Raw genomic sequence first — 15,166 nt, forward strand, 5'->3', positions numbered from 1 at the left:
GTGCGGCCGGAGGCCCGGTGCCGGTCCTCACAACGTTCGTGCCTGATCCCGCTTGGCCTCGAAGGTGACATGCGCCTCGAACGCGGCACGCCGCGTCGCCCGCCGCAGCGCCTTGAGAAGCGTCGCCCCCAGGGTGAGCGTCAGAACGACGGTCAGGACCGCCCGGCCGAGGTCCCAGCCGAGGGAGGTGGCCGCGCAGTACGCGACGAACCGCACCAGGTTCTCGTGCAGCGGGTCCCCGGCGTGGAACGAGATCCCCGACGACATGCCCGTGATGATCGTCCAGCCGTGCAGGTTCATCACCGTGCCGTATGCGAAAGCCGCGACCGCCCCGTACGCGGCGAGCATCAGCAGCTCCAGCCGCCCCCGGATCCGGTCCGGTCCCGGCAGCAGGCCCGCGCCCATGGTGAACCAGCCCATCGACAGCATCTGGAACGGCATCCAGGGCCCGACACCGCCCGTCAGCAGCGCGGACGCGAACATGGTCACCGCGCCGAGCACGAATCCGAAGCCCGGACCGAGGACCCGTCCGCTGAGCACCATGAGGAAGAACATGGGCTCCAGCCCGGCCGTCCCCGCGCCCAGCGGCCTGAGCGCCGCCCCGACCGCGGCCAGCACGCCCAGCATGGCCACCGCCTTCGCGTCCATCCCGGTGTCGGCGATGGTCGCGACGACGACGGCGACCAGAAGCGGCAGCAGCGCAGCGAACAGCCACGGCGCGTCACCGGCGTGCGCTGCCAGTCCCGACTGCGCGTCGGCGAGCAGCGGCCAGCCGAAGAAGACGACGCCGATGCCGCTGATCAGGGCGAGCGCGGCGACGGAACGAGGGCCGAGGCGGACGGGGCGGTCGGTGCGCCTGGTCTTCTTCGTCGGCTTCTTGGGCTTCTTCGCCTCGTTCAACGTGACGTCTCCAGGGCCGCCTCGACCTGCGAGACCGTCAGCCACTGCTGCGGCGCGAGGATCTTGGCCACCTGCGGGGCGAACGCGGGGGAGGAGACCACGACATCGGCCGTCGGGCCGTCGGCGACGACCTCGCCGTCGGCCAGGATCACCACCCGGTGCGCCAGCTCAGCCGCGAGCTCCACGTCGTGGGTCGCCATGACGATCGCGTGCCCGTCGCGGGCGAGGGCCTGCAGGACCCCCACCAGCCGTGCCTTGGCCGCGTAGTCCAGGCCGCGGGTCGGCTCGTCGAGGAGCAGGAGCGGCGGCCGGCCGGTGAGCACGATCGCCAGCGCGAGGGCCAGCCGCTGCCCCTCGGACAGATCACGGGGATGGGTGCCGTCCGGCACGCCGGGGAGCAGCTCGCTGACGAGCGTGCGGCAGGTGCCGGGCGCCGTCTGCGCGTCGGTGTCGGCCGCCGCGCACTCGGCGGCGACCGTGTCCGCGTAGAGCAGGTCACGCGGCTCCTGCGGAACGAGCCCGACCTGGCGGATCAGGTCGCGGGGGTGCGTGCGGTGGGGGGTGCGGCCGTTGATCTCCACCGCGCCGCTCGTCGGCTCGATCATGCCGACGAGCGTCGACAGCAGCGTCGACTTGCCGGCGCCGTTGCGGCCCATGAGCGCGACGGTCTCACCCGGCGAGACGCCGAGGCCGACGTCCCGCAGCGCTTCGACGCGGCCGCGGCGGACGGTGAGGCGGGTGGTGGTGGCGACGGTGCCGGTGGCCCGTGCAGGGGCAGGAGTGGGGGTGGGGCGGCGGAGCCGGGCGAGCAGGCGGCGGGCGGGGCCGTGGCCGCTGCGCGGGGCTGTTCCCCTTCCCGCCCCGGACCCCGTTTCGGGGGCTCCTCCCCCTGGGCCTGGCGGCCCGGGGCGACCCCCACCGGCCCCCCGCGCCTCGAGCGCCGGCGGGGCCGGGTGGGGGATCGGTGGCTCTTGTGCCGACGGGGTCCGGGGCGGCGTCCCCGTTTCGGGGCGCGGGGTGGGGGACAGCCCGTCCAGCCGCTCCCGCAGCGAACCCGCGCGCCGGCGTGCGTCCCGCACGGACAGCGGCACCGGGGTCCACCCCGCCGTCCGGGCCAGCGCCACCACCGGCGGGTGGACCGGCGACACGTCCATCACCGTCGCCGGGTCGCCGACCACGGGCCGCGCGCCGCGCGCCGGCAGGAGGACGACCCGGTCCGCGTACTGCACGACCCGTTCCAGGCGGTGCTCCGCCATCAGGACCGTCGTGCCGAGGTCGTGGACGAGCCGCTGGAGCACCGCCAGCACCTCCTCCGCCGCCGCCGGGTCCAGCGCGGACGTCGGCTCGTCGAGGACCAGCACCTTCGGGTGCGGGGTGAGCACCGAGCCGATCGCGACCCGCTGCTGCTGGCCGCCCGACAGCGTCGCGATCGGCCGGTCCCGCAGTTCCGCCAGGCCCAGCAGGTCGAGCGTCTCCTCGACCCGGCGGCGCATCACGTCCGGTGCGAGTCCGAGCGACTCCATGCCGTACGCGAGCTCGTCCTCGACGGTGTCGGTGACGAAGTGGGCGAGCGGGTCCTGGCCCACCGTGCCGACCACGTCCGCCAGTTCACGGGGCTTGTGGGTACGCGTGTCACGGCCGTCGACCGTGACACGGCCGCGCAGCGTGCCGCCAGTGAAGTGCGGGACGAGCCCCGACACCGCGCCCAGCAGTGTCGACTTGCCGGCCCCCGACGGGCCGACGAGCAGCACCAGTTCGCCTTCGGGGACGGTGAGGTCGACGTTGTCCAGCGTGGGCGTGACGGCGTCGCCGTACGTCACGGAGACGTTCTCGAAGCGGATCACCGGGTCGACTCCTTGGCTCCTGCGGGGACCGGCGCGACGAACGCCGGCAGCAGGCCGATCAGCACGGACAGCGCGGGCCACAGCGGCAGCGCGGGCGCCGTCAGCGGCACGACGCCGGGATGCAGCGCCTCACCCCCGCATGCCGCGGCCCCGATCATCAGCGCGGCGACCGCCACTCCGGAACCGGCCACCAGCCAGGCCCGGCCACCCCAGCGGTCGGGACGGTAGCGGGTACGGACGCAGCGCCGGCCGCCCAGCCACAGGCCACCGGCCGCCGCGACGAGGCCCGCGGCCAGCAGCGGCACCCCGTACTCGGCGCCCTGGGCGGCGAGCAGCCCGTACGACCCCGCGCACACGCCCAGCAGCCCGCCGAGGGTGAGCACGTTCGTGGTGCGGCGCACGGCGGGCGGGACCTGGGCGGTGCGCCCGTAACCGCGGGCGTCCATGGACGCGGCGACCGCGACCGACCGCTCCAACGCGCCCTCCAGGACCGGCAGTCCGATCTGCGCGACGGCCCTGACGCCGCCGGTGGGGCGGCCGCGCAGCCGGCGGGCCGTGCGCAGCCGCAGCACGTCCGCGACCATGTTCGGCGCGAAGGTCATCGCGACGACGACGGCCACGCCCGCCTCGTACAGCGCGCCCGGCAGCGACTTGAGGAGCCGTGCCGGGTTCGCGAGCGCGTTGGCGGCGCCGACGCAGATCAGCAGGGACGCGAGCTTCGCGCCGTCGTACAGCGCGAACACGATCTGCTCGGCGAACACGCGTCCGCCGATCCGTATCCCGTCCGCCCAGTCGGGCACCGGGACTTCGGGGAGGGTGAACAGGACGTGCGTACCGCCGATGGGGGAGCCGAGGACGACGGAGAAGACGACGCGTACGGCGATGACGACGATCCCGAGCTTCACGAACGCGCCGTAGGAGCGGGCCCAGGGCGCGTCCGTGCGGCGGGCCGCGACGACGTATCCGGCGACACCGACGAGCAGGCCGAGGAGGAGGGGGTTGGTGGTGCGGGAGGCGGCGACGGCGAGCCCGAGCGCCCAGACCCACCAGGCGGTGGCGGGGAGGGCGTTGCTGCGGGTGGCGGTGGGGGTGGGGAGCGCGCGCAGGCGCGCGGTGCCGCGAAGGCGGGGCAGGGTGGGGGTCGGGCCGCTGCGCGCGGCTGTTCCCCTGCCCTCCCCCTGCGGCCCGGCGGCCACGGGGGGACCCCCACCTTCCCGAACCGGGGCTCCGCCCCGGGCCCCGTTTTCGGGGGCTCTGCCCCCGGACCCCCGTGCCTCGGACGCCGGCGGGGCTGGGTGGGGCTCCCGCTCCTCGGACGCCGGCCGGGCGGGATCGGCCCCCGCCGGCTGCGTCCCGTAGTCGTGGGTCATCGCTTGCGGCGGCGGGACTGCCAGACCGTTGCCGCGGCCAGGGCCAGCACGGCCGCGAGTCCCGCGTAGAGGCCGACGGACGGGCCTTCGTCCTCTTCGGGTGCCGGGGCGGCCTCCGGCGTCCCGGCCGTCCCGGAGACCTGTTCGCCGCAGCCCGACTTCGGGTAGCCCGAGATCGCGCACAGCAGGGCCTGGCTGTTGTAACGCAGCGGCTTCGCCACCCGCGCCAGGGCCTCCGCCGTCGTCGCGGCCTCGGCGACCTGCACGCATGCGGTGCGCCGGTCCGGCGGGGTCTCGCCCCGGGGGGCGTCCGTCGCCGTGCCGGGGTCGATGACGAGGGCGATCCGCTTCGTGCCGTCCTTCGCGGGCGTCTTCGCGCAGATCGCCTCGAAGTCGGGTGCCGTGCGCGGCTTGGCGGAGTCCCCGCTGTCCTCGCTCACCGAGAAGCGGAAGCCGTGCACGGACCCGTCGGCGGGGCGTGCGGTGGCCGGGCCCTCGGTGGCGTACGCCCACCGGCCGTCGGTGCTCTGCCAGAACGACCAGTAGCGGTAGCCCGCCGCCTGTGCGGGGGCCGCGACCAGCACGGTGAGCAGGGCGCCGAGGCCGAGGAGGGCGAGGAGACAGCGGGTGCGTCGCATCAGCTCTGGTTCTTCCTGCGGCCGCTGAGCAGGAAGCCCGCGCCCATGGCGGCGACGAAGAACACGCCCACGATCCACCAGGTGCTGAAGGACGAGTCGTCGTCCGACTTCTTCTCGTCCTTCGCGGCCGGTGACTTCGACTCCGCCGCCTGCGGCGCCGGGCCGGTCGCGGACAGCGCGGTGACCAGGTCCGTGCCGCCGAAGTCCTTCGGGTCGGCGCCGGCCGCCCGCGCGGCGAAGATCAGCTGGGCGTAGGCCGCCGGGCCGTTCTCCTTCGCCCACGCCGCCGAGTTCTTCCGCAGCCACTCCAGCGGCTTCTGCGCCTGTTCGGCGAGGCCCTGCACGGACAGCGCCACCACGGCGTCGGCGGTGTTGCCGAAGTCCGGCTCGGGGGACGCGTCGTCGGCGCCGGGCATCGGCGGGGTGTCGAAGTGGCCTGTCTTGGCCAGACCGTTGGCGAGGTAGGCCGCGCCGTTGTGTGCCGCGCCCTCGAGGGTCGTGGCCTTCTCGCACGCCGTGCCCTTGGCGTCCTCGGCGTTGCCGCCGGTCGCCGCCAGGCCCGTGCCGTGGGAGGCGAGCACGGCGGCGGCCGTGGAGTCGGCGACGATGCCGGGGGACTTCACCTGGTAGACGAAGGCACCGCCGTCCTTGCCGTCGCACGGCTTCGCGAACGTCAGCAGCGCGTCGTAGGGGGTCTTGCCGGCCTTGGACTTCGCGTCGGCCGGGCGCTCGCCGGCCTCGGCGAGCGCGCCGATCACGACGGATGTGGAGTTGGCGTCGCTCGCGCCGCCGGGGTTGTAGCCCCAGCCACCGTCCTCGTTCTGCACGGACTTCAGCCAGCCGACGGCCTTCTTCACGGCCGCGTCCTGCCCGCCGAGCGCGGCGAGCGCCTGCACGGCGGCGCCACTGGCGTTGGTGTCCAGCGGCAGCTCGGCGTCGCAGTCCTTGGCGGTGTCGGCGCGGTACGCGGCGAAGCCGCCGTTCGCGCACTGCTGCCCGGTGAGGAAGTCCACGGCCGCGTCGGCGGGCTTCACGCCCGCCGTGTCCTGGGCGAGGAGCGCCAGGGACTGGCGCCAGACGCCGTCGTACGTCGGGTCGCCCTTGCCGTAGAGGCCGGCGGGCAGTTCGGCGGAAGGCGACGGGGAGGGGGCCGCGAGGGCGGCGGGCGCGGCGGTCAGGCCGAGCACGGCGGAGGCGACGAGCGCGGCTGCGCAGCGGCGAAGGGTGGTCATGGCGGGGCGGTGCCTCTCCTGCGGTACTCCCGGCGGGGATCCGGGCACGGGCACGCTCACGCACCTGGGCTCCGGCTCCGTATGCCTCGACGGTGCCGGTCACCGGCGGGCTGCCGGTGACACGAGCCGGTCACGACCGCGTACGGGGCATTCCGGCTCGCCGCCTCGGACAGGCGGCTCACGGCTGCGGGATCAGCGCCGGATTCGCACCGGCTTCCCCCCGTACGGGTAATGATGACGACGCCGACACTCTACCGGCCGGTCGCACATGTGAACGTGGGGCGCTGGTCACACGGCCACGTACCGGGCCGGCTCCCCGCCCGGCGCGACCTCCGCGCGGCCCAGCTTCACCAGCCGCCGCAGGTGGGCCTCGGCCTCGGAGACGGCGATGTTGCGCGAGCGGTACGGGATCTGCGCCCAGGGCCTGTTCCACTCCATCCGCTCGGCGACCTGCCAGGCGGTGAGCGGCTCGGCCAGCAGCGTCAGCAGTCCGGACAGCCGCTGCTCGTGGTGGGCGAGCAGTTCCCGTACCCGGTCTTCCACGCCGGTGAAGGCGTGCTGGTGGGCGGGGAGTACCTCGGCGGGGGCGAGGCGGCCGACGCGTTCCAGGGAGTCGAGGTAGTCGCCGAGGGGATCGGTGACGGTGGCGTCGTCGGGGTCCTCGTAGAGACCGATGTGGGGAGTGATCCCGGGCAGCAGGTGGTCGCCGGAGAAGAGACGGCCGTTGCCGGGGCGGCCGGCCGGGTGGGTCTCCTCCAGGTGGAGGCAGACATGGCCGGGGGTGTGGCCGGGGGTCCACACTGCCCGCAGTCTGCGGCCCGCCAGGTCGAGCAGTTCGCCGGGGACGATGTCCCGGTCGGGGAGGGCGGGGCGCATTCCGGGCAGTCCGCCTCCGCCGCCCGCGGCGCGCGCGGCGCGCAGGGGCGCGATGTGCGCCTCGGGCGCCCCGGCGCGCTGGAGTTTGCCGGCCAGATAGTCGAGCCACAGCCCCGGCTCCGCCTCGCGGGTGCGGCGCACGACCGTGGTGTCGGCGGCATGCATCGCGATCCATGCGCCGGACTCCTCGCGCAGGCGGCCGGACAGGCCGTGGTGGTCGGGGTGGTGGTGGGTGACGACGACGCCGTGGATCTGCGCGGCCGACGTTCCGCAGGCGGCCAGTCCGGCGGTGAGGGTCTCCCAGGAGGTGGGGTCGTCCCACCCGGTGTCGACGAGCACCGGCCCGCGGTCGGTGTCGAGGAGGTGCACGAGGGTGTATCCGAGCGGGTTGTCCGGGATGGGGACGCGCAGGGAGCGGACGCCACCGCCGTGGTCGGTCACGCGCGGAGCCGGGACATCGTCCGGGGCCTCATCTGTCGTCGACGGCATGCCCATTGCCCCCTGTAACTAGAACTGGTATCAGTTCTGAAACTGTGTCAGATAGTGCGGCCCGGCGGGAGGCAGCAGTCATGACCGAGCTTGTGGAACACCGAGAACTGTTCATCGGCGGCGAGCTGACGGCCCCGCTCGGCACGGACGTCATCGAGGTGATCTCCCCGCACAGCGAGCAGGTCATCGGACGTGTCCCGCACTCCTCGCGGGCCGACGTGGACCGGGCCGTGGCCGCGGCACGCCGGGCCTTCGACGAAGGACCCTGGCCGCGGATGACACTCCACGAGCGCATGGAGGCCGTCGGGCGGATCAAGGACGCGATCGCCGTACGGCACGAGGAGATCGCCCGGACCATCAGTGCGCAGAACGGCTCCCCGTACTCGTGGAGCGTCCTCGCGCAGGCACTCGGCGCGATGATGGTGTGGGACTCGGCCATCGCCGTCGCCCGGGACTTCACCCACGAGGAGCAGCGCACCGGCGTCCTCGGCCCGATCCTGGTGCGCCGCGAGCCGGTGGGCGTCGTCGCGGCTGTCGTGCCGTGGAACGTGCCCCAGTTCACCGCCGCCGCCAAACTCGGGCCCGCGCTGCTCGCGGGCTGCGCCGTCATCCTCAAACCGTCGCCGGAGACACCGCTCGACGCGTACCTCCTCGGCGAGATCGCGTGCGAGGCCGGGCTGCCCGAGGGAGTGCTGTCGATCCTGCCCGCGGACCGCGAGGTCAGCGAATACCTGGTCGGCCACCCGGGCGTCGACAAGGTCTCCTTCACCGGCTCGGTCGCGGCGGGCAAGCGCGTCATGGAGGTCGCCGCCCGCAACCTCACCCGCGTCACCCTGGAGCTCGGCGGCAAGTCGGCCGCCGTGATCCTGCCCGACGCGGACCTCCGGACGGCCGTGGAGGGCATTGTCCCGGCCGCCTGGATGAACAACGGCCAGGCCTGCGTGGCCCAGACCCGTATCCTCGCGCCGCGCAGCCGCTACGACGAGATCGCGGAGGCCTTCGCCGCCGCGGCGTCCGCGCTCGTCGTCGGTGACCCCCTCGACGCGGCGACCCAGGTCGGCCCGCTCGTCGCCCGGCGCCAGCAGCGACGCTCCCTCGACTACATCGGCATCGGCCAGGACGAGGGCGCCAAGATCCTGTGCGGCGGCGGCCGCCCGGCCGGCCTCGAGCACGGCTGGTACGTCGAGCCGACCCTCTTCGGCGGCGTCGACAACTCCATGCGCATCGCCCGCGAGGAGATCTTCGGCCCGGTGATCTGCCTGCTGCCGTACGGTGACGAGGCCGAGGCCGCCGCGATCGCGAACGACTCCGACTACGGCCTGAGCGGCAGTGTCTGGACCTCCGACGTCGAGCACGGCGTCGACTTCGCACGCCGCGTGCGGACGGGCACGTACAACGTCAACACCTTCAGCCTCGACATGCTGGGCCCGTTCGGCGGCTACAAGAACAGCGGCCTGGGCCGCGAGTTCGGCCCCGAGGGCTACGGCGCGTACTTCGAGCACAAGATGATCCACCTGCCCGCCGGATACGGGAGCGCCTGATGGGAGACCGCTGGCACATCGAAGTGGACCGCAGCGTGTGCATCGGCTCAGGCATGTGCGTGGGCCAGGCGCCGACCGCCTTCGAACTCGACTCCGCCCGCCAGTCGCACGCCCGCGCCGAGGCGGCCGACGCAGGCGAGCAGCTCCTCGCGGCGGCGGAGAACTGCCCGGTCGAGGCGATCACGCTGACTCGCGCGGACAGCGGCGAGCCGATCTTCCCACCAGAGGATTAGCTGTTGCGAATGCCGCACGAACTCCCGTGCAAGACTGCTCCCTTGACCGCGCGGGCGTCGGGCCCGCGCGCACGCGGGATGGGGAAATCTGTGCGCAAGGCGAGTTGGGCGGCCGCGGCTGCCGGTGTGATGCTTCTGGTGGCCGGCTGCGGCGGCGAGGGCGGCTCGGACGAGGGCAAGGGCGGTGCGGACGGATCGGTCTCCGCCGGGCCCGCGGAGGCCGGCGGCAGCCTGGACGCCGCGACCGTCACCAAGGAGATCGAGGACGCGGCGACGGCGGCCGGCTTCACCGAGAAGCCGGGCGACGACGACATCCCGCCGGCCCTCAAGGACTGCATGATCTCCTGGCAGCCGGACGCGGAGAAGGCCGCCGACGCGAAGAAGTCCTACGACGACACGGTCGCGACCCTCACCAAGGGCGGCTGGAAGGAGTCGCAGGACTTCGAGCAGCAGGGCTCGACCATCAAGTCGCTGGACAAGAACGGCTGGACGCTGAAGGCGAGCCACCAGGGCCAGAAGGGCACCTTCCTGCTGGTCCAGTTCATCGCGACGGACAACGGCCCCGCGTGCGAGAGGCTCTTCCGCGAGGACCTCGAGAAGAACAAGGACTCCTAACGCCCTGCCCGGCCACGCCGCCTCCGCGGTGCTGCCGGGCCCGGCGGGGCCTGTGGTGCCGTCAGGTCGATCAGGCGGCAGACCGTCTCGATGTCGATCTTCACCTGTGCGATCGAGGCCCGCCCCGACAACCAGGTGATCAGCGCCGAGTGCCAGGTGTGCTCGATGACCCGGACCGCGGACAGCTGCTCGGGGGTCGGGTTCTCGAGCCCCATCGCGTCCAGGATGATCGCCGTCGTCTGGCGCGAGACTGTGTCCACCTCGGGGCTCACGCTGCGGTCCGCGAAGGTCAGCGCCCGCACCATCGCGTCCGCCAGATGCGGCTCGCGCTGCAGCGCACGGAAGGCCCGCATCAGCGTCTCCGCCACCCGGTCCGCCGCGCTGTCCCCGCCCGGCGGGCGTTTGCGCAGCATCTGGTGCATGTGCTCGAGCTGGTCCTGCATGGTCGCCACCAGCAGATGGATCTTGGAGGGGAAGTAGCGGTACAGCGTGCCGAGCGCGACGCTCGAGGACTCGGCGACCTCGCGCATCTGCACGGCGTCGAAGCCGCCCCGGCTCGCCAGCTGCGCGGTCGCGTGAAGGATGCGGCGGCGGCGCGCCTCCTGCCGCTCGGTGAGAGGCGGCGACGCGGGGCCCGCCAGTGCCGCCGACCTGCCTTCCGCTGTCATCAGTCCCGTTGTCCGTCCTTCATGTGCCCGCCGTGGCGGGAATCACCTGATCCGCCGGTCACAGTTGCGCTACCGCCCGGTAGATTCGAAGCTCCTTGAACGATCAAGTCTGAAACTTGTTCTAGATTAGCGCGACCGATTACGCTCCGCCGAAACGCAGTGAGAAGGGGGCCCCGGGTGACCGCAGAGGCCATAGAGGCCGGCCCCCGTGCGGGCACGTCCGGCGCGACCGGCGCTGACGCTCCGCTGCGGATCGCTCTCCTCACCTACAAGGGGAACCCGTTCTGCGGCGGTCAGGGCGTCTACGTACGGCACCTGTCCCGGGAACTCGCCCGCCTCGGCCACCGTGTCGAGGTGATAGGCGCCCAGCCCTACCCGGTCCTCGACGAGGGCGTGCCGCTCACCGAGCTCGCCAGCCTCGACCTGTACCGCAGCCCGGACCCCTTCCGTACGCCGAAGCGCGACGAATACCGCGACTGGATAGACGCCGTCGAGGTCGCCACCATGTGGACCGGTGGCTTCCCCGAGCCGCTCACCTTCTCCCTGCGCGCCCGCCGCCATCTGCTGGCCCGCCGCGGCGAGTTCGACGTCGTCCACGACAACCAGACCCTCGGCTACGGCCTCCTCGGCGATCTCGGCGCGCCCCTCGTCACGACCATCCACCACCCGATCACCGTCGACCGTCAGCTGGACCTCGACGCCGCCGGCGGCTGGAGGCGCCGCGCCTCCGTGCGCCGGTGGTACGGCTTCACCCGCATGCAGAAGCGCGTCGCCCGCCGGCTGCCGTCCGTGCTCACCGTGTCCGGCTCCTCGCAGCAGGAGATCGTCGACCACTTGGGCGTACGGCGTGACCGCGTCCACGTCGTCCACGTCGGCGCCGACACCGACCTGTTCTCGCCGGATCCGGCGGTCGCCGAGGTCCCCGGCCGGATCGTCACCACCTCCAGCGCCGACGTTCCCCTCAAGGGGCTCGTCCACCTCGTCGAGGCGCTTGCCAAACTGCGCACGGAGAAACCGGACGCCCACCTCGTCGTCGTCGGCAAGCGCGCCGAGGACGGCCCCGTGGCGCAGCTCATCGAGCGCTACGGCCTCGAGGACGCGGTCCGGTTCGTCAAGGGCATCACCGACACCGAACTGGTCGACCTCGTGCGCAGCGCCCAGATCGCCTGCGTGCCGTCCCTGTACGAGGGCTTCTCGCTGCCCGCCGCGGAGGCCATGGCCACCGGCACGCCGCTGGTCGCCACCACGGGCGGCGCGATCCCCGAGGTGGCGGGCCCCGACGGCGAGACCTGCCTCGCCGTACCGCCCGGCGACGCGGAGGCCCTTGCCACCGCTCTGCGCCGGCTCCTCGGCGACCCGGACCTGCGGGCCCGGCTGGGGGCAGCGGGCCGGGACCGGGTGCTGGCGCGCTTCACCTGGAAGCAGGCCGCGATCGGTACGGCCGAGCGCTACCGCGAAGCGATCGCGGCGGCTTCCGCCGCTCCCGTACGCACCCACTGAATCCCAACGCTCCGCCCCCAGGAAGGCAGACCCCCGTGCTGACCGTCGACTTCTCCCGCTTTCCGCTCGCCCCGGGCGATCGTGTGCTCGATCTGGGCTGCGGCGCCGGCCGGCACGCCTTCGAGTGCTACCGGCGCGGCGCGCAGGTCGTGGCTCTGGACCAGAACGGCGAGGAGATCCGCGAGGTCGCCAAGTGGTTCGCCGCCATGAAGGAGGCGGGCGAGGCCCCCGAGGGCGCGTCGGCCACCGCGATGGAGGGCGACGCGCTGGGCCTGCCCTTCCCCGACGAGTCGTTCGACGTGGTCATCATCTCCGAGGTGATGGAGCACATCCCCGACGACAAGGGCGTGCTCGCCGAGATGGTCCGCGTCCTCAAGCCCGGCGGCCGTATCGCCGTCACCGTGCCGCGCTACGGCCCCGAGAAGATCTGCTGGGCGCTCAGCGACGCCTACCACGAGGTCGAGGGCGGCCACATCCGCATCTACCGGGCCGACGAACTGCTCGCCAAGATGAAGCAGGCGGGCCTCAAGCCGTACGGCACCCATCACGCGCACGCGCTGCACTCGCCGTACTGGTGGCTCAAGTGCGCCTTCGGCGTCGACAACGACAAGGCGCTGCCCGTGAAGGCGTACCACAAGCTGCTCGTCTGGGACATCATGAAGAAGCCGCTGGCCACACGGGTCGCCGAGCAGGCGCTGAACCCGCTGATCGGCAAGAGCTTCGTGGCCTACGCGACCAAGCCGCACCTGCCCAAGGTCGTCCAGGCGTGACCACTCCCGGACGTACAGAACACCTTGTCCTGCCCGGGGTCCTGAGCGCGGAGGAGGCCGGGGAGACCGTCGCCGGCATCCTCGCCGTGCAGCGCTCCGACGGCGCGATCCCGTGGTTCCGTGGCCACCACCTCGACCCGTGGGACCACACCGAGGCCGCGATGGCGCTCGACGCGGCGGGCGAGCACGAGGCGGCGGCACGCGCGTACGAGTGGCTGGCCGCCCACCAGAACGGCGACGGCTCCTGGTACGCCGCCTACCACGACGGCGACGCGGACGCCGTGACCGACCGGGGCCGCGAGACCAACTTCTGCGCCTACATCGCGGTCGGCGTCTGGCACCACCATCTCGCCACCGGCGACGAGGTCTTCCTCGAGCGGATGTGGCCGGTCGTGTACGCCGCGATCGAGTTCGTGCTGGGGCTGCAGCAGCCCGGCGGCCAGATCGGCTGGAAACGGGAGGTGGACGGGACGGCGGTGAACGACGCGCTGCTGACGGGCAGTTCGTCGATCCACCACGCGCTGCGCTGCGCGCTCGCCATCGCCGAGCAACGCGAGGAGCCGCAGCCCGACTGGGAACTCGCGGCAGGCGCACTGGCCCACGCCATCCGCTGCCACCCCGAGCGTTTCCTCGACAAGGACCACTACTCGATGGACTGGTACTACCCGGTCCTGGGCGGCGCCGTGACCGGGGCGGAGGCCAAAGCCCGTATCGAGTCCCGCTGGGACGACTTCGTCGTGCCGGGCCTGGGCGTGCGGTGCGTGCTGCCGAACCCGTGGGTGACGGGCGGCGAGAGCTGCGAACTGGCGCTCGCGCTCTGGGCGATGGGCGAGTCCGACCGGGCGCTGGAGATCCTCCAGTCCATCCAGCACCTTCGCGCAGAAGGCGGCCTGTACTGGACGGGCTACGTCTTCGAGGGAGAGCGCGCGGTGTGGCCGGAGGAACTGACGACGTGGACGGCGGGCTCGCTGCTGCTGGCGGTGGCGGCGCTGGGGGGCGACGAGGCGACGACGATGGTGTTCGGGGGCGAACGCCTGCCGAGGGGGTTGGCGCCGGACTGCTGCGGTTTGGAGTGAGGGAGGGTGGGGCCGTGGCCCTGCGGGGCTGTGCCCCTCCCCGCCCCTTCCCGCTACCGGGGCAAGCCCCGGACCCCGTACCGCGCTCCGCGCGGTGTCCTCAAACGCCGGACGGGCTGAAATGGCCGCTCCGTGGCATCCGGCCCCGCCGACGGGCAACTCAAGCCCCGTCGGCGTTCGAGGTGCGGGGTTGGGGGCGGCGCCCCGGGACTGGCACGTTCCAGCCGCGCCGACGGCACACGCGCCCCTTTTCGGCCGGAGGACACACAGCCCCGCCGACGATTGAGGCGCGGGGGACCGGGGGGCGGAGCCCCCGGAACACAGCGCGCGCTGCCGCGTGCCTAGCGGCGGCGCAGCGCGCCCGCCGCCGCGTGGCCCACGAAGAGGTACACGATCGCCGCCAGGCCGTAGCCCGCGACCACCCGTGCCCACTCCTTGTCGAAGGTGAACAGGTCGTGTGACCAGCCGGCCAGCCACCGTGCCGTCTCGCGGACGAACTCCACGAGGTCGTTCGCGCGGTTGGCGTCCAGCAGGTACATGAGGATCCACAGGCCGATGACGAAGGCCATGACGTCCGCGATGACGGCGACGATTCTCGCCGCGGTAGTGGTGTTGGTGCTCGCGCGTGTTGTCATGCTCAGCGTCTTGCCGCTTGTGCGCGTGTGAAACCCGTTCGGGTGAACACCGATGGCTGCCCCGCCGCGCCGGAGAGAGGGTCGAAGGCGTCTGCCCGCCTGCTCGCAGCGCCCATGGAGGCCGCCGTGACCGCCGCCACCCTCACGACACCGACCGGTCCGGTACGCCGCGCCCTGCTCGCGCTGGTCCTGTGCTGCGCCCTCTCGGCTCCGCCGTGGCGTGCGGCGGGGACGGCGACGAGGCGGGCAGCGCCCGGGCGACGCCGTCGGGTTCGTCCTCCGCCGAGCAGCAGAGGTTCGCCAAGTCCCGCTTCGTCGCCAACGCCGGTCTCGCCGCCGGGGCGACGTACCAGTGGATCGTGAAGCCGTACCGCGAGGGCAAGTTCACGAAGGGCGCAGAGGGCCGGACGTTCGCGCTCGTCAAGGCGGGTCTGGCGGGCGCGTTCACGTACAACCGGCTCAGGGCCGCCGTGCAGAACGCCAAGGGCGACCCGCTGTTGGCGAAGGCGGTCGCCCCGCTCGGCAAGGGCATCGAGAAGCTCAAGGACATGGGGCGCGACGGCAACGTCAGTGAGAAGGACGTCAGCAGTTTCGAATCGGTCATCAGCGGGGTCGAAGACGCCGGGAAGAGCGCGGGCGCACCGGTCGCCGACAAGGTCCCCTCGGTGTCCCAACTGGGCGGACAGGGCTAGGGCGTGTTTCGAAAGTCCCGCCTGGCCCACGACGCCTGGCACGCACACTCGCTGCGTTGTCGGAGTCATCCAGGTACGTCCAGTACG

General features: G+C 73.0%; 14 protein-coding genes, 1 pseudogene and 1 riboswitch. Of the genes and pseudogenes, 7 read left to right on the forward strand and 8 right to left on the reverse strand.

Translation table 11 applies throughout. The features are described from left to right. Positions 1–27 precede the first annotated feature (27 nt). The 6 genes from ACZ4SA_RS34560 to ACZ4SA_RS34585 all read right to left on the reverse strand — a co-directional run bounded on the left by ACZ4SA_RS34560 (position 28) and on the right by ACZ4SA_RS34585 (position 7,349). Positions 28–900, reverse strand: coding sequence for an ECF transporter S component (locus ACZ4SA_RS34560; protein ID WP_468282037.1), 873 nt, complete (start codon positions 898–900; stop codon positions 28–30). After that, positions 897–2,744, reverse strand: a complete 1,848-nt coding sequence (locus tag ACZ4SA_RS34565; RefSeq protein WP_468282039.1) for an ABC transporter ATP-binding protein — start codon at positions 2,742–2,744, stop codon at positions 897–899. Before ACZ4SA_RS34565 ends, ACZ4SA_RS34560 begins: the two co-directional genes overlap by 4 nt. After that, a complete protein-coding gene (locus tag ACZ4SA_RS34570; RefSeq protein ID WP_468282062.1) occupies positions 2,741–4,138 on the reverse strand; it encodes an energy-coupling factor transporter transmembrane protein EcfT in 1,398 nt (465 codons plus the stop codon). The genes ACZ4SA_RS34565 and ACZ4SA_RS34570 overlap by 4 nt, the downstream gene beginning before the upstream one ends. Then, positions 4,111–4,752, reverse strand: coding sequence for an SCO2322 family protein (locus tag ACZ4SA_RS34575; protein ID WP_468282042.1), 642 nt, complete (start codon positions 4,750–4,752; stop codon positions 4,111–4,113). Before ACZ4SA_RS34575 ends, ACZ4SA_RS34570 begins: the two co-directional genes overlap by 28 nt. Next, positions 4,752–5,984 (reverse strand): prenyltransferase/squalene oxidase repeat-containing protein, encoded by a 1,233-nt coding sequence (locus ACZ4SA_RS34580; RefSeq protein WP_468282044.1) that lies wholly within the window; start codon positions 5,982–5,984, stop codon positions 4,752–4,754. Before ACZ4SA_RS34580 ends, ACZ4SA_RS34575 begins: the two co-directional genes overlap by 1 nt. Before the next feature lie 145 nt (positions 5,985–6,129). Continuing rightward, positions 6,130–6,204: riboswitch (cobalamin riboswitch) on the reverse strand. 68 nt (positions 6,205–6,272) lie between these two features. Beyond that, positions 6,273–7,349, reverse strand: a complete 1,077-nt coding sequence (locus ACZ4SA_RS34585; RefSeq protein WP_468282046.1) for an MBL fold metallo-hydrolase — start codon at positions 7,347–7,349, stop codon at positions 6,273–6,275. An 80-nt stretch (positions 7,350–7,429) separates the two neighbouring features. Here ACZ4SA_RS34585 and ACZ4SA_RS34590 point away from each other — a divergent pair, with 80 nt between their 5' ends. From ACZ4SA_RS34590 to ACZ4SA_RS34600, 3 genes are all read left to right on the forward strand, one after another. After that, positions 7,430–8,890 carry an aldehyde dehydrogenase gene (locus ACZ4SA_RS34590; RefSeq protein WP_468282048.1) on the forward strand — a complete coding sequence of 487 codons (1,461 nt, stop codon included), beginning with the start codon at positions 7,430–7,432 and terminating at the stop codon, positions 8,888–8,890. Next, positions 8,890–9,123 (forward strand): ferredoxin, encoded by a 234-nt coding sequence (locus ACZ4SA_RS34595; protein ID WP_468282050.1) that lies wholly within the window; start codon positions 8,890–8,892, stop codon positions 9,121–9,123. The genes ACZ4SA_RS34590 and ACZ4SA_RS34595 overlap by 1 nt, the downstream gene beginning before the upstream one ends. A gap of 90 nt (positions 9,124–9,213) precedes the next feature. Continuing rightward, positions 9,214–9,738 carry a hypothetical protein gene (locus ACZ4SA_RS34600; RefSeq protein ID WP_468282052.1) on the forward strand — a complete coding sequence of 175 codons (525 nt, stop codon included), beginning with the start codon at positions 9,214–9,216 and terminating at the stop codon, positions 9,736–9,738. Here ACZ4SA_RS34600 and ACZ4SA_RS34605 read toward each other — a convergent pair. Continuing rightward, a complete protein-coding gene (locus ACZ4SA_RS34605) occupies positions 9,735–10,406 on the reverse strand; it encodes a TetR family transcriptional regulator (RefSeq protein ID WP_468282054.1) in 672 nt (223 codons plus the stop codon). The genes ACZ4SA_RS34600 and ACZ4SA_RS34605 overlap by 4 nt on opposite strands. A gap of 177 nt (positions 10,407–10,583) precedes the next feature. Between ACZ4SA_RS34605 and ACZ4SA_RS34610 the strand changes: the two genes are divergently transcribed. From ACZ4SA_RS34610 to ACZ4SA_RS34620, 3 genes are read left to right on the forward strand one after another with little or no spacing between them, the layout of a single operon-like run. Further along, a complete protein-coding gene (locus ACZ4SA_RS34610) occupies positions 10,584–11,906 on the forward strand; it encodes a glycosyltransferase family 4 protein (RefSeq protein WP_468282056.1) in 1,323 nt (440 codons plus the stop codon). A 35-nt stretch (positions 11,907–11,941) separates the two neighbouring features. After that, positions 11,942–12,676 (forward strand): class I SAM-dependent methyltransferase, encoded by a 735-nt coding sequence (locus ACZ4SA_RS34615; RefSeq protein ID WP_468282058.1) that lies wholly within the window; start codon positions 11,942–11,944, stop codon positions 12,674–12,676. After that, positions 12,673–13,752: a prenyltransferase/squalene oxidase repeat-containing protein gene (locus ACZ4SA_RS34620; RefSeq protein ID WP_468282060.1), complete on the forward strand. Its 1,080-nt coding sequence runs from the start codon at positions 12,673–12,675 to the stop codon at positions 13,750–13,752. The genes ACZ4SA_RS34615 and ACZ4SA_RS34620 overlap by 4 nt, the downstream gene beginning before the upstream one ends. Positions 13,753–14,093: 341 nt before the next feature. Here ACZ4SA_RS34620 and ACZ4SA_RS34625 read toward each other — a convergent pair whose 3' ends face one another. Beyond that, positions 14,094–14,387, reverse strand: coding sequence for a hypothetical protein (locus ACZ4SA_RS34625; protein ID WP_356629135.1), 294 nt, complete (start codon positions 14,385–14,387; stop codon positions 14,094–14,096). Positions 14,388–14,501: 114 nt separating this feature from the next. On the opposite strand from ACZ4SA_RS34625, the pseudogene ACZ4SA_RS34630 reads away from it, so the two are divergent. After that, positions 14,502–15,079: pseudogene (locus ACZ4SA_RS34630) on the forward strand (hypothetical protein). Positions 15,080–15,166: the final 87 nt, after the last annotated feature.

The organism is Streptomyces sp. NPDC027962 (genome assembly GCF_055566095.1).

Bases quoted from the DNA above. Each gene is read 5' to 3' on its own strand.
- ACZ4SA_RS34575 (WP_468282042.1), bottom strand. From the start codon at position 4,752: ATGCGACGCACCCGCTGTCTCCTCGCCCTCCTCGGCCTCGGCGCCCTG.
- ACZ4SA_RS34580 (WP_468282044.1), bottom strand. From the start codon at position 5,984: ATGACCACCCTTCGCCGCTGCGCAGCCGCGCTCGTCGCCTCCGCCGTG.
- ACZ4SA_RS34585 (WP_468282046.1), bottom strand. From the start codon at position 7,349: ATGCCGTCGACGACAGATGAGGCCCCGGACGATGTCCCGGCTCCGCGC.
- ACZ4SA_RS34590 (WP_468282048.1), top strand. From the start codon at position 7,430: ATGACCGAGCTTGTGGAACACCGAGAACTGTTCATCGGCGGCGAGCTG.
- ACZ4SA_RS34595 (WP_468282050.1), top strand. From the start codon at position 8,890: ATGGGAGACCGCTGGCACATCGAAGTGGACCGCAGCGTGTGCATCGGC.
- ACZ4SA_RS34605 (WP_468282054.1), bottom strand. From the start codon at position 10,406: ATGACAGCGGAAGGCAGGTCGGCGGCACTGGCGGGCCCCGCGTCGCCG.
- ACZ4SA_RS34625 (WP_356629135.1), bottom strand. From the start codon at position 14,387: ATGACAACACGCGCGAGCACCAACACCACTACCGCGGCGAGAATCGTC.